At 43.0% G+C, this 23,117-nt stretch carries 19 protein-coding genes; 17 read left to right on the top strand and 2 right to left on the bottom strand.

The genetic code is table 11. The features are described from left to right. Positions 1-63 precede the first annotated feature (63 nt). Positions 64-1,302, top strand: a complete 1,239-nt coding sequence (locus AC1DLM_RS19575; protein WP_477570899.1) for an aminopeptidase — start codon at positions 64-66, stop codon at positions 1,300-1,302. A gap of 70 nt (positions 1,303-1,372) precedes the next feature. On the opposite strand, the gene lexA is transcribed toward AC1DLM_RS19575, so the two are convergent. Beyond that, on the bottom strand, positions 1,373-1,990 hold the full coding sequence (lexA, locus tag AC1DLM_RS19570) for a transcriptional repressor LexA (protein WP_056620907.1): 618 nt from the start codon (positions 1,988-1,990) through the stop codon (positions 1,373-1,375). A 145-nt stretch (positions 1,991-2,135) separates the two neighbouring features. Here lexA and AC1DLM_RS19565 point away from each other — a divergent pair, with 145 nt between their 5' ends. The 3 genes from AC1DLM_RS19565 (at position 2,136) to AC1DLM_RS19555 (ending at position 3,703) form a co-directional block, all read left to right on the top strand. Beyond that, positions 2,136-2,537 carry a LysM peptidoglycan-binding domain-containing protein gene (locus AC1DLM_RS19565; protein WP_441986630.1) on the top strand — a complete coding sequence of 134 codons (402 nt, stop codon included), beginning with the start codon at positions 2,136-2,138 and terminating at the stop codon, positions 2,535-2,537. 144 nt (positions 2,538-2,681) lie between these two features. Next, entirely contained in the window at positions 2,682-2,867 is a 186-nt protein-coding gene (locus AC1DLM_RS19560) for a DUF896 domain-containing protein (protein WP_056620911.1), read from the top strand. 41 nt (positions 2,868-2,908) lie between these two features. Continuing rightward, the gene (locus AC1DLM_RS19555; RefSeq protein ID WP_477570926.1) at positions 2,909-3,703 is read left to right on the top strand and encodes an HAD family hydrolase; all 795 of its coding nucleotides are present in this window, start codon (positions 2,909-2,911) and stop codon (positions 3,701-3,703) included. 83 nt (positions 3,704-3,786) lie between these two features. Here AC1DLM_RS19555 and AC1DLM_RS19550 read toward each other — a convergent pair whose 3' ends face one another. Next, entirely contained in the window at positions 3,787-4,326 is a 540-nt protein-coding gene (locus AC1DLM_RS19550) for a 1,2-dihydroxy-3-keto-5-methylthiopentene dioxygenase (RefSeq protein ID WP_441986629.1), read from the bottom strand. A 215-nt stretch (positions 4,327-4,541) separates the two neighbouring features. Between AC1DLM_RS19550 and metH the strand changes: the two genes are divergently transcribed. From metH to AC1DLM_RS19485, 13 genes are all read left to right on the top strand, one after another. Beyond that, on the top strand, positions 4,542-7,979 hold the full coding sequence (gene metH, locus AC1DLM_RS19545) for a methionine synthase (protein WP_477570898.1): 3,438 nt from the start codon (positions 4,542-4,544) through the stop codon (positions 7,977-7,979). A gap of 100 nt (positions 7,980-8,079) precedes the next feature. Then, a complete protein-coding gene (rnz, locus tag AC1DLM_RS19540) occupies positions 8,080-9,009 on the top strand; it encodes a ribonuclease Z (RefSeq protein ID WP_441986627.1) in 930 nt (309 codons plus the stop codon). A 439-nt stretch (positions 9,010-9,448) separates the two neighbouring features. Beyond that, entirely contained in the window at positions 9,449-12,562 is a 3,114-nt protein-coding gene (locus AC1DLM_RS19535) for a discoidin domain-containing protein (protein ID WP_477570897.1), read from the top strand. Between the two features lie 162 nt (positions 12,563-12,724). Continuing rightward, complete coding sequence (locus AC1DLM_RS19530) at positions 12,725-13,498, top strand: GNAT family N-acetyltransferase (protein ID WP_441986625.1); 774 nt, start codon at positions 12,725-12,727, stop codon at positions 13,496-13,498. Positions 13,499-13,515: 17 nt separating this feature from the next. Further along, positions 13,516-14,430 carry a lysophospholipid acyltransferase family protein gene (locus AC1DLM_RS19525; protein ID WP_441986624.1) on the top strand — a complete coding sequence of 305 codons (915 nt, stop codon included), beginning with the start codon at positions 13,516-13,518 and terminating at the stop codon, positions 14,428-14,430. Positions 14,431-14,458: 28 nt separating this feature from the next. Then, complete coding sequence (locus AC1DLM_RS19520; RefSeq protein WP_477570896.1) at positions 14,459-15,454, top strand: metal-dependent hydrolase; 996 nt, start codon at positions 14,459-14,461, stop codon at positions 15,452-15,454. Positions 15,455-15,664: 210 nt separating this feature from the next. Continuing rightward, the gene (locus tag AC1DLM_RS19515) at positions 15,665-17,329 is read left to right on the top strand and encodes a GspE/PulE family protein (RefSeq protein WP_477570895.1); all 1,665 of its coding nucleotides are present in this window, start codon (positions 15,665-15,667) and stop codon (positions 17,327-17,329) included. A 129-nt stretch (positions 17,330-17,458) separates the two neighbouring features. Further along, positions 17,459-18,493, top strand: coding sequence for a type IV pilus twitching motility protein PilT (locus AC1DLM_RS19510; protein ID WP_441987039.1), 1,035 nt, complete (start codon positions 17,459-17,461; stop codon positions 18,491-18,493). A gap of 29 nt (positions 18,494-18,522) precedes the next feature. Then, positions 18,523-19,734, top strand: a complete 1,212-nt coding sequence (locus AC1DLM_RS19505; protein WP_441986621.1) for a type II secretion system F family protein — start codon at positions 18,523-18,525, stop codon at positions 19,732-19,734. Between the two features lie 32 nt (positions 19,735-19,766). After that, positions 19,767-20,165 carry a prepilin-type N-terminal cleavage/methylation domain-containing protein gene (locus AC1DLM_RS19500; protein ID WP_441986620.1) on the top strand — a complete coding sequence of 133 codons (399 nt, stop codon included), beginning with the start codon at positions 19,767-19,769 and terminating at the stop codon, positions 20,163-20,165. A gap of 92 nt (positions 20,166-20,257) precedes the next feature. Continuing rightward, the gene (locus AC1DLM_RS19495) at positions 20,258-21,043 is read left to right on the top strand and encodes a prepilin peptidase (protein ID WP_477570894.1); all 786 of its coding nucleotides are present in this window, start codon (positions 20,258-20,260) and stop codon (positions 21,041-21,043) included. Between the two features lie 54 nt (positions 21,044-21,097). Beyond that, entirely contained in the window at positions 21,098-22,288 is a 1,191-nt protein-coding gene (pilM, locus tag AC1DLM_RS19490; protein ID WP_441986618.1) for a type IV pilus biogenesis protein PilM, read from the top strand. Beyond that, positions 22,285-23,085: a hypothetical protein gene (locus AC1DLM_RS19485; protein ID WP_477570893.1), complete on the top strand. Its 801-nt coding sequence runs from the start codon at positions 22,285-22,287 to the stop codon at positions 23,083-23,085. Before pilM ends, AC1DLM_RS19485 begins: the two co-directional genes overlap by 4 nt. Positions 23,086-23,117: the final 32 nt, after the last annotated feature.

Genomic DNA, 23,117 nt, shown 5'->3' with positions numbered 1-23,117 from the left:
GCCCGTCGGTCACGCATAGAATGAACTGATKGGCTTTTTAACGCGAAGGAGACTAATTGAACTATGGACAATTTCAATCGAAATTTAGAAAAGTATGCAGAGTTAGTGATTCGAATCGGGGTTAACTTGAATAAAGGCCAAGATTTGTTGGTTGAAGCTCCCATAGAAACATTGGATTTAACAAGATTAATCGTTCAGAAAGCGTATGAGGCTGGAGCGAATTTTGTCCATGTGCATTGGCAGGATGATGTCGTTACGCGAAATAAATTTGATTATGCATCAGAAGATTCAATGGACTACTACCCGGAGTGGTATACGACGATGCTTGAACGTTTTGTTGAAAACGGAGGGGCCTTATTGAACATTAAGGTACCGAATCCGAATCTGTACGATGGCATTGATGCCAGCCTGATTTCAAGAGCTTCCAAAGCCGCATCAACGGCAAGAGCCAAGTATCAGCACTATGTACGAACAGGTGAGTTTAGCTGGTGTTTAATTAAAGCACCAACTGAAGCTTGGGCTTCGATTGTGTATGCGGATTTGCCAGAGGAGCAGCGTATTCCTGCGATGTGGGATGCTATTTTCCAAATTAACCGTGTATATGAAGAGAACCCCGTAGCAGCTTGGCAGTCCCATTTGGATACGCTGAAGGCGACACATAGCTTATTGAATGAAAGAAGCTATAAAGCTCTACGTTATCGAGCAACGGGTACGGATTTGCGTGTTGAACTGCCAGAAGGACACATTTGGCTAGGTGGGGATAATGAGAACGCTCGCGGTATCCGTTATGTAGCGAATATGCCAACGGAGGAAGTGTTCACCATCCCAAACCGAACAGGTGTTAGTGGTACGGTAGCGAGTACAATGCCTTTGAATATTAATGGTGCTTTAGTGGACCGGTTTACCTTTACGTTCGAAGCGGGCAAGGTTGTGGACTTCCAAGCGGAGGTTGGTTATGACCATTTGGCACGATTACTTGATATGGATGAAGGCGCGAGGTATTTAGGTGAGGTTGCACTCGTGCCGTTTGATTCCCCGATTTCCAATTTAAATCGTATTTTCTACAACACAGGCATCGACGAGAATGCTTCCTGTCACTTAGCGCTGGGTAGTTGCTATCCGATTAATTTAAAGGATGGCACTAAGTTATCGAATGAAGAGTTGAAGGCTCGCGGAGGGAATAGCTCCTTGATTCATGTGGATTTTATGATTGGTTCTGCTGAGCTTGAAATCGATGGAGAACTTGCAGATGGGACGATCGAACCGATCTTCCGTGCGGGGAACTGGGTATTGACGTTTTAAATGCAAAAAGCAAGGCTCTCAAGTGTTAATCCACTTTGGGAGCCTTGCTTTTTTGTGGTGTCTGCCGTTCTTACATATCTCGGAATAAACCAATGACACGACCAAGGATCGTTACATTTTTCAATAAAATTGGTTGTAAAGCGGAGTTCTCCGGTTGAAGGCGAATATGATCCTTCTCCTTGTAGAAACGCTTAACTGTAGCTTCATCATCTTCTGTCATTGCGACAACGATATCACCGTTATTCGCTGTTTGTTGCTGTTTAACGATGACATAGTCGCCATTATGAATACCAGCTTCAATCATACTGTCACCCATAATGCTAAGCATGAACACGTTGTTATCACCAACCATGCTTGAAGGAAGAGGGAAATAATCTTCGATATTCTCAGTGGCAGTAATAGGAACACCAGCCGTTACTTTACCAACAAGGGGAACACGAGCGACGGAGACGGCGAATTGGGATTCAGCACCATCAAGCCCTAGAATTTCAATAGCACGCGGTTTGGTTGGATCTCGACGAATCATGCCTTTTTTCTCAAGACGTTCCAAATGGCCATGCACAGTAGAACTAGAGGCTAGTCCAACTGCTTCGCCGATTTCTCGAACGGAAGGAGGGTAGCCTTTATCTTTCACTTCGTTCTTAATGAATTCCATTATTGCTTGTTGACGCTGCGAAATTTTACTCATAAGATATCACTCCAATACTGGGAATCATTACCCAAAGTATAACATAGAACCCGAGTTCGTACAAACATAAGTTCGAAAAACGGTTGACTCAAACATGTGTTCGTGTTATTCTAATATCAGAACAAATGTTTGGGGGATGAATTTTATGTATATGGCTTATTCACAATCTAACGGAACAACAACACTTCGGGGTACTGCTCATGCATCCAAAGGGATGACGATTAAACGCGGTTATGCGAAGCTACTTCTTCGTTTCATACTGATAGCAGTAATTCTTGGAACAGTGTTGTCGTTCGGTGCGATCGTACAAGCCTATGCAGGTGATGGTACTGTTACCGTGTCTACACCAATCACTTCCGCGCAACCATTAGCGAAAGATACTCAAAACGAGAAAGTTGTTATTCAAAGTGGTGATACGCTATGGGGAATTGCAGAAACTCACAAAAAGAAGGGTGAGAACACGCGTTCCTACGTCGAAAAATTGAAAGCATTTAATCACTTAACGAACAGTTCACTGCAAGAGGGGCAAGTTCTATTACTACCTTAATGAAATAATTCTTAGTTCACTATATAGATGTTTGTTTAAGACATAGTCGTCTGTTGCTATGTCTCTTTGCTTTGTATCCTTGACAATCCTATTCGGTGATGGCAAAGTAATACTCATATTGAAATTTTGACTGGGAGGATTACAATGAGTGACAGCATGGATAAGACGATTGAGCGAATCAATGAACTAGCTCGAAAGGCGAAGACAGTTGGCCTAACGGATGCAGAGATTGATGAGCGAAATGAGCTAAGGAAAATCTATATTAATGCCTTCAGGGGGAACCTAAAGGTTCAACTAGATTCCATTAAGTTTACTGACGAAGAGAAATAAGCCTACACACATAGATACTACATTCAAAGGGGAAATGAATGATGACGTTGAAAGCTGTGCTATTTGATTTGGATGATACRCTGTTATGGGACGATCGTAGTGTGGAGGAAGCTTTTGCTGCAACATGCGCAGAAGCAGCGAAGCAAGTCAATGGGTTGAACCCAGAGGAATTAGAAGCATCTGTTCGAAAGGAAGCAAGGAGTTTATATGAATCATTCGAGACGTTCCCATTTACCAAAATGATTGGGATTAACCCGTTTGAAGGACTGTGGGCCAATTTCACGCAAGGTGAGGACGAAAACTTCCGTAAATTACAGAAGCTAGCACCTGGCTATCGCACAGAATCATGGACTAGAGGACTTGCAGGACTAGGGATCGAAGATCGTGAGTTAGGGTTCAAGCTAGGTGAATTGTTTGCAGCCGAACGCCGCAGTCGTCCCTATGTATATGAAGAAACATTCCGCGTACTAGACGAGTTGAAAGGCAAATACAAGCTTCTTCTTTTAACGAATGGCTCGCCGGATTTACAGAAAGAGAAATTAGCAGGGGTTCCTGAGATTGCTTCTTACTTTGATCACATCGTGATTTCTGGAGAATTTGGACAAGGGAAGCCAGCAGCGGCTATCTTCAATTATGCATTGGGTCTGCTTGAGATTAGTGTGGATGAAGGTATTATGATCGGGGACAAACTGACGACAGATATTTTGGGGTCAGGAAGCATTGGTATGCGTAACATTTGGATTAATCATCATGGGCTTCAAAGTGGCGATGAGATCGTACCTGCTTATGAAGTGACGCGTCTTCAAGAAATTTTACCAATCATCAATAACGGTTAATTTCGAATAAAGAATAAAGCCCAACAGCTACTTTGGACACAATGGTCTAAAGTGCTATTGGGCTTATTGTGTTAACTTAACAATTAAGCTTTAATAAAGTCAGGATCATCAATGTTGTAAGCTACCCAGCCATCTTTTTCGATGAAAAGGCGAACAGCAACGATTTCACGATTATCCATCAAGGTGAAGAAATGATTCGTGTTCTCAGGAACAGAGATCACATCACCTGGCTCAAGTTCAACATCGAAATAGCCAAGTTCTTCGGATTTGATGATGAAAATTCCTTTTCCAGAAACGATAGCTCGGATTTCATCTTCGGTGTGCGTGTGCACTTGTTCGAATTTTTTCAGAAGCTCTTCAATATTCGGGGTAACATCAGATAAGGAGATGACATCCCAAATTTCATAGCCGCGTCTAGCAGCTAGATCCTTAATCTCAGCTTCATAAGTGGAAATGATCTCTGCTTTTTCATCATCGCTAAGAATGAATTTCTCGCGAAGTGCTACTGGAAGCTTGTTCGCATCCCAATGCTCGTATACGACTTCTTGACTATCTAAGAAGGCTTTAACTTCTGCTTCGCCCTCGATACGTTCATTGGTATTTCGAATTCTAATTTGTGCCACGTTACATCCCTCTTTCATTAATAAATATAACCATATTATAGAGGATATCAAGCTTACTGTCGATGGAAGGATATAAGTTTTTCCGATAAAACCTATAGGGATTATTCATAATTCAAAATCTTTTCATAGAAGCCGTATTCTGTTACACTAAATCTTAACATAATTTGTCGTTTTTTTTAATCCTGATTTAGGAAAAGTTGAAAGGGAGCCTTGCCATGAAGAAACCACCGATTCAAGAACAGCTTAAGAAGAAGATTATGATCCTAGATGGTGCCATGGGTACGATGATTCAGCAAGAGGACTTGACTGCTGATGATTTCGGAAGTGACGACCTCGATGGCTGTAATGAAATTCTATGTGTTACACGCCCAGATGTTATTCAAAAAATTCATGAAGCTTATTTCGCCGCTGGCGCTGATATGATAGAAACGAATACGTTCGGGACGACGAGTGTCGTACTGGCGGAATACGATTTACAAGACCGTCACCKGGAGTTGAACATCGCCGCTGCGAAATTGGCGATTGCTGCCGCTGAGAAATATTCGACACCGGAGTGGCCACGTTACGTTGTAGGTGCTATGGGACCGACGACCAAGACCTTATCTGTCACAGGTGGCGTGACTTTTGAACAACTAGAAGAAAGCTACTATCAGCAAGCACTAGCGCTTGTCGAAACAGGCGTTGATGCGATGCTTCTCGAAACATCTCAGGATACGCTGAACGTAAAAGCGGGCAGTATCGGGATTCGCAGAGCTTTTGAAACATTAGGTGTAGAGCTTCCGATTATGATCTCGGGTACAATTGAACCGATGGGGACAACGCTAGCTGGTCAAAATATTGAATCCTTTTATATTTCCCTGGAGCATTTGAAGCCAATTTCGATGGGCTTGAACTGTGCGACTGGACCTGAATTTATGCGGGATCATATTCGTACACTCTCTGGCATCGCAGATACAGCCATCAGTTGTTATCCGAATGCAGGGTTGCCGGATGAGAACGGGCATTATCATGAATCTCCGGAGTCTTTGGCCAAAAAGATGGCAGGTTTTGCTGAGCAAGGTTGGCTCAATATTGCTGGTGGTTGCTGCGGAACGACGCCTGAACACATTCGGGCAATGGCAGAAACACTAGCGAATTATAAACCAAGAGGGGAATACGGTTCTCATCCACCTGCAATTTCAGGTATTGAGACTGTCTATATCGAGCCGGAAAATCGACCAATCATGGTTGGAGAACGGACGAATATCTCCGGATCTAGGAAGTTTAAGCGCCTAATTAAAGAAGGTAAATTTGAAGAGGRCTCTGAAATTGCGCGTAACCAGGTGAAAAATGGCGCTCATGTTATCGACATTAATCTACAGGATACAGACATTGATGAAGCATACGCGGTAGAAGAATTCATGCAAGAAGTTGTAAAAAAGGTCAAAGTTCCGTTAATGATTGACTCGACTTATGATCACATTATCGAGCTTGGACTCAAATATTCGCAAGGTAAAGCGATTATTAACTCGATTAACTTGGAAGATGGAGAGAGCAAATTCGAAGGGATTTTACCTCTGATTCATCGCTACGGGGCTTCGGTTGTTTGTATTCTCATTGATGAGCGTGGGCAGGCGGTTTCCCGTCAAGCCAAAATCGAAGTAGCAACACGTTCGTATGAACTTCTTACTGGCAAATATGGCATGAATCCAGAGGATATCATTTTTGATCCGAATATGTTCCCCGTTGGGTCAGGAGATCCGCAGTACATTGGCTCTGCCGTAGAAACAATTGAGGGGATTAAGCTGATCAAGGAAAAGTATCCTCTCGCCAAAACGATTCTAGGACTAAGTAACATCTCATTCGGTTTACCGGATGCGGGTCGTGAGGTTCTGAACTCTGTTTATTTGTACCATTGTACGAAGGCGGGACTTGATTATGCCATCGTAAATACGGAGAAACTAGAACGGTATGCGTCGATTCCTGATACAGAGCGTCAACTGGCAGAGGAACTCATTTATAATACGAACGATGATACCTTGGCGAAGTTCGTTGCCCATTTCCGTGAGAAGAAGGTTGAGAAGAAGGAGAAGATTTCGAATTTATCTCTGGAAGAAAGACTGGGCTCTTATGTTGTTGAAGGTACGAAGGAAGGCTTAATACCGGATTTGGAGATTGCACTTCAAACTTATTCACCGCTAGAGGTCATCAATGGGCCACTTATGAAGGGAATGGAGGAAGTTGGGCGTCTGTTCAATGGCAACGAACTAATCGTGGCTGAGGTGCTTCAAAGCGCGGAGGTCATGAAAGCATCCGTTAATTTCCTAGAGCCGTTCATGGAGAAATCCGAGACTGCGGTGAAAGGTAAAATTATTTTGGCAACCGTTAAAGGGGACGTTCACGATATTGGGAAAAACCTCGTTGAAATCATCCTATCCAATAACGGATACAAGATTATCAACTTAGGGATTAAAGTACCGCCGGAGCAAATCATTGAAGCTTATCGCAAAGAGCAAGCAGATGCGATCGGGCTGTCTGGATTGTTAGTTAAATCGGCGCAACAAATGGTTATCACAGCGCAGGATTTACGGACTGCAGGCGTGGATGTACCGATTCTCGTCGGTGGAGCTGCACTTACACGGAAATTCACCAAGACTCGTATTCAACCAGAATATGAAGGTGTTGTTCTTTATGCAAAGGATGCGATGGATGGTCTGGATATCGCGAACAAGTTGAGTGACCCTGAGCAGCGTAAACGGTTGATTCAAGAGCTACGTGATAGCCTGGAATCCGATGTCATGGACACAGGAAAAAAAGAAGAGAAGATGCCACAGCTTACGCGTGTGAGTTCTTCTGCAGTTTCGAAAGATTTGCCTGTTCAGGTACCACAAGACACCGATCGTCATATTTTACGCGATTACCCGATTAGTCATTTGATGCCTTATGTAAACATGCAGATGTTGCTAGGTCATCACCTTGGTTTAAAGGGTAAAGTAGAGCAGTTATTGAGTGATAAGGATTCCAAAGCACTTCAGCTGAAAGACACAGTAGATTCAATCCTATATGCTGCGCAGCATAACGGTATCATTAAGGCTCACGGAATGTATCGGTTCTTCCCTGCACAATCGAACGGGAATGATATCATCGTGTATGATCCAGCGGATACGAGCAAGGTGCTTGAGACATTTACATTCCCTCGTCAAGATAAAGAGCCTTACCTCTGCTTGGCCGACTATTTGAAATCCGTAGAAAGCGGCGAAATGGACTATGTTGGTTTCCTACTCGTGACAGCTGGACATGATATTAATGAATTGGCAAAAGAATGGCGTGACAAAGGGGATTATTTGAAATCCCATGCGCTGCAAGCGACAGCGCTTGAAGTAGCCGAAGGCTTTGCAGAACGCGTTCATCACATTATGCGCGATGTTGTTGGTATTGCAGATCGTGTTGATATGACGATGCAAGAAAGATTTGGAGCCAAATATATCGGACAACGGTTCTCGTTCGGTTATCCAGCCTGCCCTAATCTCGAAGATCAAGCGAAGCTGTTTAATCTGCTGAAGCCTGAGGATATCGGCGTTGAGCTGACGGAGTCATTCATGATGGAGCCGGAAGCTTCCGTATCTGCGATTGTATTTGCCCATAAAGAAGCACGTTATTTTAACGTAGGATAAGATTGCGAGAGCGAGGTAGCGAGTGTGAACGATCCTGTTCCGCGGCATCCTCGCTTTCCGTTTTGCCGATGTGATATTGAGATAGAATGGGGTTTGGCTTGTGGACTTGTATTTTCTAGGAACGGGGGCAGGCATGCCCTCCAAGCAACGAAATGTAACCTCAATAGCCTTGAATTTATTAGACGAACGGGGAACATACTGGATGTTTGATTGTGGTGAGGGAACGCAGCAGCAGATTTTGAACTCGCCGGTGAAGTTGGGACGAACGGAGAAAATTTTCATCACGCATTTACATGGTGATCACCTGTATGGGCTTCCGGGATTATTAACGAGTCGCTCCTACTTGGGTGGAGATACACCTTTGACCTTATATGGTCCGCGGGGGCTCAAACAATTCGTAGAAACTGCGCTGGAAATCAGCGGAGCACATCTGAGTTATACACTGCACCTTGTCGAGCTTGATGAAGAGGGTATTATTTTCGAAGACGAAAGCTTTCTTGTGGAAACGGCTCGATTAGAGCATCGTATTGAATGTTTTGGTTTTCGCATCGTGGAGAAGGATCAACCCGGCAAGCTTCTAAATGAAAAGCTGAAGGAACTCGGAATACCGGCAGGTCCGATCTATGGCCAATTAAAGCTAGGGCACACGGTACAGCTTGAGGATGGCCGAACGATACATGGGAAAGATTTCTTAGGTGCGCCTGTTCCAGGTCGTGTGGTTGTTATCCTGGGTGACACGCGCTACTGCGATGGAGCTAAACGCCTTGCTCGAGGTGCCGATGTTCTCGTTCATGAAGCGACCTTTGCCATGGATAAGCAGGAGCTAGCCTATGCCTTCGATCATGCGACATCGACCGATGCGGCACGAACCGCGCAGGAGGCTGGTGCGAATGAGCTGATCATGACACATCTTAGCTCGCGGTATCAAGGGGATAGTGTAACTGAACTGCTTCACCAGGCACAACAAATTCACGCGAATAGTCACTTAGCAAGGGATTTCTGGAGCTTTGATATACCTCGCAAAGTGTAAAATAAATAAGCTTCTCCCATTTATTTCTATTGGGAGAAGCTTATTTTTGTATCCAACGTCAATTTCTTGCATTCACCTMATACACTAAACAAAACCAACGGAAATCGAGGTGAAGGTATGGGAATTACACTCGGTGAAGTGCTACTTTCTATCTTTATATCCTCGATATTTTTCATTATGATTAAGGAAATTAGAAAGTCGTACAAAGATTCAGAATAGTTCGAAGATTAGATCTAAAGCCCTATACGCACTGATAGGGCTTCTGATAAAATAGTTGTAAACGCTTCATAACTGGGGGGTGGACATGACGTATCCGGTTTACAGAGTGACTGTATACCATTTTGCGTTACTCATTTCTGTCTGTGTCATTATTGGGATTTTATGTCTATCAAGAGATGCCTATGMCTCTGAAATACCAGTTTCTCAGGGGAAATCTGCTATGGCGTCATCTGTTACAGGAGCTACATATAGTGCAAGTAAAGCAGTGGACGGTTTCATTCATACCAAATGGTTAGCAACTAATTCACAACTTCCACAATGGTTAACCGTAGACCTTTCGCAAAACGTTCTTGTTTCACGTGTTGAAACTGTGTTTGAGCATGCGAATAGCTCGTATGCTTACAAGATTGAATCCTCGATTGATGGTATCAATTGGAGCCTTTTTGCAGATCGTTCTGCGAATACTGCCATTAACTACCCTTTTTATTCGGACAGTGGGGATGTTCTAGCAAGATTCGTCAGATTACTAGTAGTAGGCGTTGGCTCACCAGGAGATCAAGCCAGCGTGTTTGATTTTCGCGTATATTCAACGAGTGAGGCTCTGACACTTCTCTCACAAAATAAGACAACGGCTGCACTATCAAGTTTTTCGGGTTCTTGGGGCTCTGATAAGGCTGTGGATGGTCAATTGTTATCCAGTTGGGCACCCAGTAGCACATCATTACCGCAATGGCTGGTTGTGGACCTGGGGCAACTCCGCAATGTGCAGCGTTTTGAGACGACGTATTCCAATATCCAGGATATATATGGTTATAAAATTGATTTTTCAATAGATGGTATCATCTGGTATACCTTTACCGATCGAACAGGGAGTATGCAGGTGGGAGATCCGCGTTATGTGGATGAAGGGAATGTCACGGCACGATACTTTCGATTAACAACTACGCGCGTCGCCTCAGGAGGGTATGCTAGCGTTGCAGAGTTTCAAATCTATGGTCCGGATGGTGGTTTAAACAATAATCCCAATGGCCAAACGCTTACTCGCGTGTATTTGGATGATGAAGGTTATAACCTGCAACCAACTGGAACGATAGCCAGTTACTTAACAGGGGTTTATGCGAATGGCAATACATTTACTATCCAATCTGGAGCTAGCTACAGAATCGCAAATACAGCTGTGGCAACAGTCAATGCGAATGGCGTTATCTCGGGAGTTGCTGCAGGTTCAACAACTTTAACAGTAACCTATAACGGCCAATCCACTTCTGCCAGCATTACGATATCTTCTACTTTGGKGAATTTGAATCGGATAGCTTTCGACTCCTATTCGTATTCACTTCAGTCTGGCTCAACACGGTCTCCCTACGTGATTGGCTATAAAAATAACAGCAGCACACAAACGTTGACAACTGGCCTGACCTTCACGAGTTCAAATCCAGCAGTGGCAAGTGTAAATTCAAGTGGCTTGGTGACTGGCATTTCGCCTGGTGTAACGACGATTACAACATATTATGGTAGTTTCACAGCATCAGCGAGTGTGAGTGTGACAACCACGGTTAGTCGAATAGAAGCAGATGAAAGTACAGTTTCCTTGGAGATAAATGGGACACAGTATCTTACAATCAATGCGTATGATTCGCAGTTTAATGTCAATGACGTAACCTCGAATACGAGCTTCACAAGTTCAAATTCTTCTGTCGTTACTGTAAGTAGTTACGGCTATATCACAGCAGTCAGCGCAGGGAGTGCAATCATTACCGCGACTTATAATGGAATCTCGACAACGATTTATGTCACAGTAGGGTTCAAAGACATATTAGCTCCTACCTGGAACTATGGTGCCAATGTAACGGTAACACCAGGCTCCGGTTCTTCTGTCACTTTAACCTGGTCGGCAGCAACGGACAACGTTGGGGTCACTTCCTACCGGATATATAAAGATTCAGAACTGCTGACTACGGTGAGGGCTAGTGAGCTTACTACGCAATTATCAGGCTTAGCTGCTGGCATAAACATGAGTTTTAAAGTGGAAGCGGGAGATGTAGCAAACAATTGGTCCTCTACTGGACCCGTCGTAACTTACACGTTAACAGGTGCTTTGAAGTCAACAGGTTCTCAGGCTCTCMTAATTTCGAGTCAGCGTGTCCGTGAAGCGGCACCTGACGGTATGATGCTCTCCAAATTCCATGCTGATGAAGGTGAGCTCAAGGAAGCTTTCAACGCAATAAATGAGGGTTCCGCCTCATCTTTGCTTTTACAAATTAAAGATGATCACGATACGACAGTCGTCGAATTCGCATCCAACGTCTTTAATGATTTACAGGATATGAATGGGAGTATTCAACTGGATATGAACGCGATTCAGTTTACAATTCCATTGCGTCTTTTCAAAAATCATGTAAGTGAAGCCGAAGGTTCCAATGGACTCTTCTCCGTGATTATCCGACATGAACCAAGTCAACTTGCAGAAACATTGAAAGAAAAAGCAAGCGCCGAACAAACTGCTTTGCTCCTGACCAATCCAATCGAGTTTGAAATCCAAGCAGGCGGTGTTGCGATTCGTCATTATGAAAACATGCCCGTGGAGAGATCAATTGCTCTTCCTGGCACTTCCTACACGACCAATGTGACCGCTGTAAGATTAAATGCGGAGTCCGGTGAGATCGCCTTCGTTCCATCTCTCCTAACCGGTGGTGATGGAGCTTGGAAGATGGTCATTAAAGACCAATATGGTGGGTTATACACGATCATTCAGAAAGATAAGCATTTTGAAGATATGAGGACGCATTGGGCACGTGAGGATGTAGAAAAACTTGCTTCCAAAAGGATCATTTCTGGGGTAGATGAACAAAATTTCGAACCAGAGAAGGAAATATCTCGTGCAGAATTCGCTACATTGCTCATCCGTGCCCTAGGCATGGAAGCTAACGAAACCGTTCCTGGAACCTCTGGTTTTAAGGATATTAAGGACAATGACTGGTATTCGCACATGGTCAACACAGCGGCTAAAGCAGGACTAATCGAAGGCTTTGAAGACGGAACCTTTCGACCGCTACTGCAAGTGACACGTGAGCAGATGGCTGCAATGATCAATAGAACGATTCAGGTCACAGGCAGCCAGCAAGTAAGCTATGCACAAGATACAGTTCTTAATCCATTTATAGATCAACATGCCATCGACAACTGGGCTAGGCAAGCAATGGCGTTTACCCTGCAAACAGGGTTAATCCAAGGAGTCACGGAGACACAGCTTAATCCCAATGCCTTCGCGACTCGAGCGCAAGCGGCTGTCATGCTGAAACGGTTGTTAATCTATTTACAATTTATCAATTGATGAGTCCTATAAACACAATTCTCCTTTGGGGAATTGTGTTTTTTTTCATTTTTCTCAGCAAATGTCATGATGCTTACAAAACCTTCACAACCAGCAAATCAACAGAAAATAAAGCTTTGTTAATCTGAAATTGTAAACTCTAGTCGAGGGGCGTGAGGAAAAATGAATGGAGTACCTCTGTTGGCGGCGCCACAACCTGCTAAGCTGATCGTGAAGCTTGCTAAGCATGAACAAGAAATTGAGCAAGCCATGCAACTGCGATATCAAGTATTTGTGGAGGAAGAGAAAAATTTACGGTTGATGAATGAACAAAAGCTGGAATGTGATGCTTATGATCCATATTGTGATCACTTAATTGTCAAAGACCTTGAAACCGATCAAGTGATCGGTACTTATCGACTTTTGCCAGGTGATCGGGCAAGCGAGGGGATTGGATTTTATTCCGAAACCGAATTTAATTTAAGCGCAATGTCAGAACTGAGACAACAATCTTTGGAACTGGGTCGCAGTTGCATTGCTCCAGCTTATCGCGGCGGAAGGACTATACAAATGTTATGGGAAGGGATTGCGAGCTATATTAGTGAACGCAATTTCACTCATTTAATCGGATGTGCGAGTGTACACTTTTCAACGATTGAGGATTTAAATGAAATTTATTCGCTGCTGAAGCAGAAACAGGTGTTGACGGATCGATTTGGGATTAAACCCCTTGAAACACATCGGATTGCTGGCCTCGCTCAAATTGATCTCTCTTGTAATGAGAAAGAAATGTTTCGCAAACTGCCGCCTTTGATGAAAGGATATCAGTGGCTTGGAGCTGAAATTGGTGGGGATCCTGCGTATGATGAGCTGTTTGGGACGATAGATTTTTTTATCATATTGCAAAAAGATAAGGTGGCGCGTCGATATAAACGTCATTTTCTCAATGCTGAGTGAGATGAGGTGGGCTTGCCTTGTATGAATGGATCGCCAAGTTAACCTCAGGTGAAGGAGAACGAAGTCTTCTGGTGCGAGTGTTACCCATTGTTCCATTGTGGATGTTGTCGTTCCTTTGTTGGGGAATAGCTTCAATATGGTATCTAATTTCACGAAACGGGTTTCTAAAGAATGTGAGACACAATCTGACAGATGTTTTAGGACCGATGTCGGAACGTAAAGTCAGATCTCTTACAAGGGATTATGTACGAAATGTTGTGTTTTCGCTATTCGAAATTTGTTTCCAATCGGATCGCTTGCCTACGAGTGAATTCAAGTTGCAAGGTGAGGAGCATTTGCATGCCGCGCAACAGTTAGCCAGTGGGAAAGGGTTTATTATTTACACACCACATGTAGGGAATTTTTTCAATTACTATTGGTACTTCACGAGAAGGTTTGATTGTCTTACAGTCGCATCAGCGGGGAGCCCTGAACTGAAGCCCTTATATGATAAGTTCGCGGCATTAGGTTGCAAAGGCTTAGATTATGACAGCGTTCCCCCACTGGAATTATATCGCAGCTTAAAAAGACATATACAATCCGGAGGCGTCGTTTTCTTGCTTGGCGATTTCTGGCGGCCTTCCTTTCCATTGTCGAAATTATTCGGCAGGGTGACTCGTACTCCTGAAGGTACGGCGATGTTGGCGCTTGAGCTGCAAATTCCAATCGTACCTTTCTATGGATTCCGTTCCCATGGCTTCAAGCACCGGCTTGTGGTGGGTGAGCCGCTTTCTGTACACGCCAACGATAATAGTGGTGGTCGAGCTGCAAGGGTTGAAACCAATCTGATATTGAATAGCTTCGTAGAGCAGGTTATTCGGGAGCAGCCTGCTTCTTGGTTTTACTGGTTTAACGTTCATGAACGTTGGGAAAACGGTCTTCAGGAAGCATAATGGACATAAGGACGGGGGGAATCGATAAATGGATACAGCAAGCCACTTATTGTTTGGGGTTAGCCTTGCAGGATTAGCTTGTTTAGAAACGGTGGTTTCGGAGCAACCCGCATTAAGTCACGCTATTCTCGCTGGAACGTTGATTGGATCCCATGCACCGGATCTAGATACATTAGCCCGATTACGGGGGTATGCGAGTTATGTTCGATTACATCGAGGTGTGACGCATTCAATACCAGCGCTATTGATCTGGCCACTAGTGATAAGTTTACCGCTCGCAGCTGTGTTCGGCGTTTGGGAGAATTTCCTTCATCTATTCCTATGGACGTTCCTAGCTGTTGTATGCCATGTGGGGCTGGATGCCTTCAATGTATACGGTGTGCAATGCTTACGGCCTTTTACGAAAAAATGGGTGCATTTGGATACGCTGTGTCTGTATGATCCATTCTTGTTCACGCTCCATGCTGGCGGGGTGATCCTGTGGTTTGCCGTATGGGGAGGCATGGCCGGAAGTCATATCGGGGAGATGTTTGCTCTTATTTTTGCAGCATCGCTTATCTATGTGTGGTTCCAAAAATCTCAAAGAAATAAGCTCATTAAGCTTGTGCATAGTGAGTTGAAAATTCCTACAGGTGTATGTCGTCTTGTACCGAGTTTAAGTTGGTTCTATTGGCAGTTTGTCTTTGAAAGTGATACCAGCTTTTATTTAGGAGAGCTTCGTCATGGTCAGGTGGTCGTTCTTGAGCAGTATAGTAAGAAGGATTACAATCAACAGCAATCACATCCAATTGTGAAAGCAACGATGGKGACAGATGGTGTGCGCGCTTTTTTACAATTTGCTCAGCACATTTATGTGTGTTGGAAAGAGAAGAATGGTGGATATGAAGTACAGTGGCGGGATATGCGTTTCTGGCATAAACGCAAGCTGAGCTTCGGAGTCGATGTGCATCTGGATCAGGATATGAATGTTGTGAGTGATCGGATTGGTATGGACAAAAAAGCTTGGGATCCGCCATTTGTGTGATCTTGTTGTGTCTTACACTGTGATTGCAAGGATTTGGCGATTTGGATGAAACTGACATTGACCAAAGATTTCACGATATGTTTAAATAAAAGCATATATCCATTTTGTGCCTCTAATAATAGGTTGACCTCTTGTCATAGGCGCAAATGAGTCAGGTGCGAATTAAGCAACTGGCCTTTTTTTTTGAAATCGATGGGGGTGAATGGAGTTATGGCTCCTCGTAAAAGAATCGGAGATCTTTTGGTTGAATCTGGCCTGATCTCGGAAGAACAATTGAAAAATGCCCTCAGAGAGCAAAAAGAGCTGAATATGAGGCTCGGCGATGTGCTAATCACCCGTAACTACATCACAGAACAGCAGTTAATTGAAGTTCTTGAGTTCCAATTGGGAATTCCGCATATCCAGCTTTACCGTCAAAAAATTGAAACAAAAATTATTAATATAATCCCTCAGCGGCTCGCTGAACAACATCAGGTTTTACCCATTCGGACTGAAGGCAATAAACTTATTTTGGCGATGGCTGACCCGCTGGATTATTTTGCAATTGATGAGCTTCGTATGACGACTGGTTTCCGTATTGAGCCTACGATTGCTTCGAAAGATGAACTCCAGCGGGCGATTAAGCGCTATTATGGATTGCAGGAATCTGTTGAGCAGATCATGCAGAACTTAACGATTCGTGAATCGGAAGAAGCGAAGCCAGTAGTGGAAGATGAAGATTCACCAGTCGTCAAGACGGTTAATCAAATCATTATCCAAGCGATCCAAATTGGAGCAAGTGATATTCATATTGATCCACAGGAAGATAGCTTGCGTATTCGATATCGTGTGGATGGCGTCATGCGCACGGAGAGGACATTACCTCCTCACATGCAGAGTGTTATTATTGCTAGGATCAAAATCATGGCCAATATGAACGTGGCAGAAAGAAGATTACCGCAAGATGGTCGTGTTGAGATGGATATTGAATTCCGAAAGGTAGATATCCGAATCTCATCTCTTCCTACGATTCATGGAGAGAAAGTCGTCATGCGAATTCTCGATCTGGGGAGCACGCTTACCGAAATTGAGAAATTAGGACTCTCTGAACACAACCTTATGTTATTTCAAAAAGGAATAAACAATGCTCATGGCRTAGTTCTTATCACAGGACCGACTGGCAGCGGTAAAACAACAACCCTGTATTCCGCTTTATCCAGATTGAATAATGAGGAAGTTAACATTATCACCGTTGAAGATCCCGTAGAATATCAACTTCAGGGTATTAATCAAGTACAAGTTAATTCGGTAACTGGACTGACATTCGCGAAAGGGCTCCGTACGATTCTGCGTCAAGATCCAAACATCGTGATGGTTGGAGAAATCAGGGATGTAGAGACAGCTGAGATTGCCATTCGCGCAGCCATGACTGGACATCTCGTGCTCAGTACATTGCATACAAATAGCGCAGCGAGTTCGATTACTCGTCTTATTGATATGGGAGTTGAGCCTTTCCTGATTTCATCCGCAGTAAACTGCATTATTGCACAGCGACTTGTACGTAAAATTTGTCCTGGTTGTTCAACTTCCTATATCCCTTCGCAAGAAGAAACGGTGTTGCTGGAAGGCCATGGGTATACAGTTGAGATACTGCGTAGAGGCAATGGATGCGGAGAATGCGGGAGAAGTGGATACAAGGGGCGACTTGCGATTCATGAAATTCTGGCAATTGATGATACACTTCGGACTATGATTTTGCAAAAACGTTCAGATAACGATTATCAGAATTACGCAACTGAACATGGGTTGGTACCGATGATTAAAGATGGTATTAGCAAAGTGATCGCTGGTCAAACGACACTTGCGGAAGTGTTCCGTGTTACGGGCAATGGTTGATTATTTTTTTTACTTAATTTATGAAAAAAATGTCGATTAATATTCTAACACTTACCTAACAGTTCTATAGTACTATGTATATATGAGTATATATACCTATTAATGTAGAACGGAGGGATTCTTGTGAGCATGGTAGAGTTGATGAAGCTTGCTCATGACCTTAAAGCTTCTGACATACATATTACCGTTAATTCACCAGCTATGTTTCGTATTCATGGCGTGCTTAAGCCAGTTAACGATCAAATTCTGATCCCTTCTGCAACGTTAGAGATGGCGAAAGAATTAATGACAAACGAACAATATGAATATTTTTTAGAAAGAGGGGATCTAGACCTGTCTTATGGTATTGCAGATGTTTCCAGATATAGGGTCAATGTTTATAAACAAAAAGGAAACGTTAGTCTGACCATTCGTCTTATTCCTACAAAAATACCGGCAATGGAAGTGTTAGGATTACCATCGATTGCACAAGATTTTGCCAAAAAGCCGCAAGGTCTMGTGCTCGTCACAGGACCTACAGGAAGCGGGAAATCAACGACATTAGCAGCAATCTTAGATTTTATCAATCGTACAAGAAGTGACCACATTATCACACTAGAAGATCCCATTGAGTTTGTTCACCCRCATAAATCTTGTATTGTCAATCAGAGGGAAATTGGCGTTGATACCCATTCGTTTTCTTCAGGCCTTCGAGCAGCACTAAGGCAAGATCCAGACATAATTCTGGTGGGTGAAATGCGCGATTTGGAAACGATTAGTATCGCGATTACCGCTGCTGAAACAGGTCATTTGGTTTTTGGAACTTTACATACGGCGGATGCTCCTCAAACCATTGACAGAATCATTGATGTCTTTCCATCGGAAGCGCAGCAACAAGTTCGCGTACAACTCGCATCCGTTATGTTAGGCGTTATGGCGCAGAGACTTTTACCAACCACAGATGGCAGCGGTCGTGTAGCAGCGATCGAAGTGTTGGTTAATACCCCAGCGGTAGCGAACCTTATTCGTTCGGAGAAGGTACATCAGATCCGTTCTGTCATGCAAACTGGCAAAGCTCAAGGCATGCAGACCATGGAAATGGCGCTTCGCGAATTGCTTCAGCAGCGCATAATCACTGTGGATACGGCGAAAGAAGCGCTCTTTGGTTTCGCAGAACTGCAATAAGGGAGCTGTAAGTAAGGAGATGAGCTCGAGTGCCAAAGTTCAGGTATCAAGCTGTTGACAATCATGGTCATTACTATAAAGGGGTACTCGAAGCTGCTTCATTTCAATCAGCAACAGATGAGTTGAAGGGAAAAGGTCTATGGATTCTCGATTGCTTTGACCAAGGTAAGAGCATCTTGTATCGAGAAATTACTTTCGGTGGCCCGAAGGTCAAAATGGAGCATTTCACCGTGTTCTGTCGACAACTTTCAACGTTATATAAATCCGGTGTCAATATGGTTGAGTCTGTTCGTATCTTAAGTGAGCAAACAGAGAGCAAAGTGTTTAAAAAGATTTTGAAAGAAGTTGCCGAGGACATGCAGCGAGGTACGCAGCTTTCAGTCGCTTCCGCTCAGTTTCCAACCGTATTTTCCACCGTTTTCGTCAATATGATCCGAGCTGGAGAGGCAAGCGGGAATTTAGACGACATGTTGGATCGCTTAGCTGTATTTTACGAGAAAGAGCATTACACCAAGGAAAAAGTAAAGTCTGCCATGATCTATCCGATCATTATGGGTGTCGTTACGATAGCAGTCGTCACGCTTATGATGACATTCGTAATTCCAAGATATGTGGAAAATTTCAAGTCAATGGGATTGGAGTTGCCGCTACCAACTAGGATTGTCATCAAGATGAGCGATCTTCTGAATTCTTACTGGTTCTTTATACCAATCTTCGTGGTCGCGCCAAGTTTTATTATTCAAGCAATGAAGCGTTCTAAGAAAGGGAATTATTACTGGGATTATTTTAGACTCAAGATTCCCGTCTTTGGTAAGCTAGCGCATAAACAATCCATCGCACGCTTCAGTCGGACCTTCAGTTCATTGTACGCAGCGGCAATTCCAATGCTTCAAGCCATGACTATCGTTTCAAATGTAGTAGGCAATGAAGTCATAGGAAAGCTGATTTTGGAATCACGAGAAGGACTCAGGAGCGGAAGAGCACTTGCCGATCCGTTCAAAGATTCATGGCTATTTCCGCCAATGGTTGTTCAAATGCTCGCGATTGGTGAGAAGACAGGTGCTCTGGATAGTATGTTGGAAAAGGTAGCTGATTTCTACGAGGCTGATGTGGATACGATGGCTGATCGATTGAAATCGCTATTAGAACCGCTAATGATATTACTTCTTTCAGGAATCGTTGGAGGCATTGTCTTAGCAGTTATGCTCCCAACGTTTAAACTGATGGGCGGTATTCATTAAATATAATTTGATTATTCGAAGGAGAGGGTACTATGTTTAAAAAAATGATGAACACAAAGCTTAGACTGCTTAAAAATCAAAAAGGGTTAACGCTTGTCGAGTTGTTGGCTGTTATCGTAATTTTGGGGGTTGTTGCTGCGATTGCGGTTCCGGCTATTGGGGGAATTATTAATAATTCTAAGGTTAATGCGGATAAGCAAACTGAGTTATTGTTGAAAGATACTGCGGTGCATTATTTAACAAATACTAACCCATCAGGTACTGGTAATGTTACTTCTGTGACAATTGCTGCTTTAGTTGCAGCAAACTATTTAAAGGAAGCTCCTAAACAACAGTCAGGTACAGACACGCCTGTATACACTAGTGTTACAGTCGAATATACCGCAGCAGCTGGTTGGAAGGCTACAGCAACATCACCATCAACTCCATAAGTGCTTAAAGTAAGGAATTTATACCTCCAATAAAGGTAACTCTCACGAGTTACCTTTATTGAATCCCTCAATCCTACCCGAATGGAGCTACTATGGACTCTCTAACTCTCCTTTACACAATAACAGCTGCACTATTCGGACTCGTTTTTGGAAGCTTTTTTAACGTAGTAGGGATTAGGGTTGTAAAAAAGGAATCCATCGCATACCCGCCTTCACATTGTGTTCACTGCAATCATGAACTTAAACCACTAGATCTAATTCCTGTACTAAGCTATATAGGATTACGAGGAGCTTGTAGGTATTGCCGAGCTAAAATTTCTCCGATTTATCCCATTGGTGAACTCCTAACTGCTGTTGCCTTTGCCGTCACTACTTGGCAGATTGGGCCTTCTTTAGAATTGATCGTAGGACTTGTATTTGTTTCTATATTAATGATTTGCTCCATTGCGGATAGCAGATACAGGATCATCCCAGATGTCGTTGTTTTCTCAKGCATGGGTTTTGCTTTCATCCTTCGCATTTGGATACATCCATTACCCTTTTGGAACTACGTAGCAGCGTTTTTCGTTGGTGGCGGATTACTTTATCTGATCGCACTTTCATCCATGTTAATCATGAAAAAAGAAGGTATGGGCGGCGGTGATATCAAATTATTCGCATATATTGGCCTCATTGCCGGGATCAAATTAACCTTATTTACCMTTTTTGCTGCTAGTTTAGTAGGAACTATGTATGGACTTGTACAAATACGAAAGAAATCGTCGCAAGAAGATCAAGGCATTCCATTTGGTCCTTTCATAGCTGCAGGTGCCTTCTTTAGTTACTTTTGGGGAGAGCCCGTGATTAACTGGTACTTAAGCTTAATTCACTTTAATTAAGCGTTCATAACGATGCATACATCTCAGAAATTCAACAAAGGAGTGAGTCTGGACATGCTAACATCATCATTTAATATTTTTAAAGTGCTGAAACCAGGACAAACTTCCTTGGGAATTGAAATTTCTGATTCAACCATAAAAATGAGCAAAGTATTGATAAGAAAAAATAATGAACCGTTGATTCAGATGAATATAATAGAGGAGCTTCCACCTCATGTTATGGAAGAAGGTCGAATTAAAGAACCCCTTCGCTTGATACAAACGTTGCAAACCATGATGACGCGATTAGAGGCAAAACCAAAGCGTGTACATCTGGTGTTTCCTAGCCAGCTTGTGATGGTAAGATTTTTAAAGCTACCGGATATCCCAGAGAAGGACTTGGCTAAGCTAGTTGATTTTGAGATAAAACACAATATACATTTACCTTTCGAGAATCCGCTTTATGATTTTGTGAAAATGAATGGAACTGCCCATAAAAAAAGAAAAACTGCAAATAAGTTAATAAAAGAAGCTGATGCTCCCAAGGGGAACGATTATATCTTGGAGGCTGCTGCTGGTAAAGCGGATCTAGGCGGGGGCAAAGGGTTGTTTGATGATTTCCAGGAGGAAGAATCCAGAGCAGATACTGCTATGCAATGCGATGTTATGCTGGTTGCGGCTCCTAAAGAAATGATGGATCAATATCTTGAAGTTTTGGCTTCCGCAGGGATTAAACTTACGAGTATTGAGATTAAAGCACTCTCTTTATTTCGTTTGCTGCAAAGCACATCGTTGACTAAGTTAAAGGACACCTACTTGATCGTTGATTTGAACGAAACTACTGGCGATCTTAGCATTTTTCAGGGTGAGAATCTCAAGATTACTCGTAGTATTCCACTTAGTTTCTCAGCAAAGCCGCAGGGGAATACAGATGTGAGAACGAGTGCGGATCATCTCTTCTCAGAGTTTTTGGACGGCGATGCTGATTTTCGAAATCATTGTAATGATTTGGCACATGAGCTTGAAAGATTGATGAACTTTTATCGTTATACGCTAAATAATCGGAATCAAGAATTTGCAGGTGTGGTCATCTCCGGTGATTTGAAAAGAATGCCTGAAATCGTATCATTTTTGACCGAGCGGCTCCCGATTCCAGTACAATTGTTTCAATCTGCCAGTTATTTTAGTCGTAATTCGGCTTTCAAAGATGATCTATCCATGTATGCTGTTACTTTGGGTTTAGCTCTAAGGGGGGCTGAATCATGAAAAATATAAATTTGCTGCCTAAGGCACCCAGATCTAAGCGGAYATTTTTACCCCTACTGGTGTTATCAGTTTTATTTTTTCTAATCCTTTCATCATCACTTCTGTATGCAGGTCACTACTTTAAGAACAACATGCAACATGTTGAAGATCAAATCGCTTTAACGAATGCCTCCATTCAAACGTTAACCCAACAGCGTCAATTGGATGAACAATCAATCAACTATCAAAACTTGCATGCCGAAATTGATAAACTAAAAAATAAACGAATCGATTGGATTCCTGTTTTAGAGACGATCTCCGCTAAGCTTCCGGCAACTGGGCGAATTTTGTCTGCGGAAATTCCTAAGGATGAGAATAAAGAACAAAATAATGGATCTAATTCTGCTGTTTCTCAAACTACTCCGGTTCTCGTAAATTTGAAGCTTGAGTTCGCAGCTTTATCATCAGTAGCTGATTATATTTCTTTACTGCAAAGCTCATCAATGTTTAATTCCATTTCCATCCTATCGGCGGTTAAAACGGAAAAAACGTTTAGTACAGCTGTTGCGAGTTCACCAAGTCCAGTTACTACGAATACACAAGCTGCATCGGGACAAACAGTTGAAAATATAAAAAAAGTTTTTGAAGACACGCTTACTGAAGGCGGTAATGAAGGAGATAAGCTCCTAAACGAACTTAAATGGACAATGAATCAGCAAATCGCAAAACAAGAATTCGGATTAAAACTGCCAGACAAAAAATTTAATAATGAAACAAATACGCAAATTGACCAGGATGATGATTCATTGTCCATTTAAGTTCGTTTAGGAGCTTATCTCCTTCATTACCG

It is taken from the genome of Paenibacillus sp. 01T442 (assembly GCF_056398345.1).
The sequence above is the reverse complement of the archived record's forward strand: the minus strand, read 5'-3'. Positions and strand labels throughout refer to the sequence as shown.

Coding starts and splice junctions, on each gene's coding strand:
- AC1DLM_RS19575 (WP_477570899.1), top strand. CDS start 64: ATGGACAATTTCAATCGAAATTTAGAAAAGTATGCAGAGTTAGTGATT.
- AC1DLM_RS19560 (WP_056620911.1), top strand. CDS start 2,682: ATGAGTGACAGCATGGATAAGACGATTGAGCGAATCAATGAACTAGCT.
- AC1DLM_RS19530 (WP_441986625.1), top strand. CDS start 12,725: ATGAATGGAGTACCTCTGTTGGCGGCGCCACAACCTGCTAAGCTGATC.
- AC1DLM_RS19500 (WP_441986620.1), top strand. CDS start 19,767: ATGTTTAAAAAAATGATGAACACAAAGCTTAGACTGCTTAAAAATCAA.
- lexA (WP_056620907.1), bottom strand. CDS start 1,990: ATGAGTAAAATTTCGCAGCGTCAACAAGCAATAATGGAATTCATTAAG.
- pilM (WP_441986618.1), top strand. CDS start 21,098: ATGCTAACATCATCATTTAATATTTTTAAAGTGCTGAAACCAGGACAA.
- AC1DLM_RS19565 (WP_441986630.1), top strand. CDS start 2,136: ATGTATATGGCTTATTCACAATCTAACGGAACAACAACACTTCGGGGT.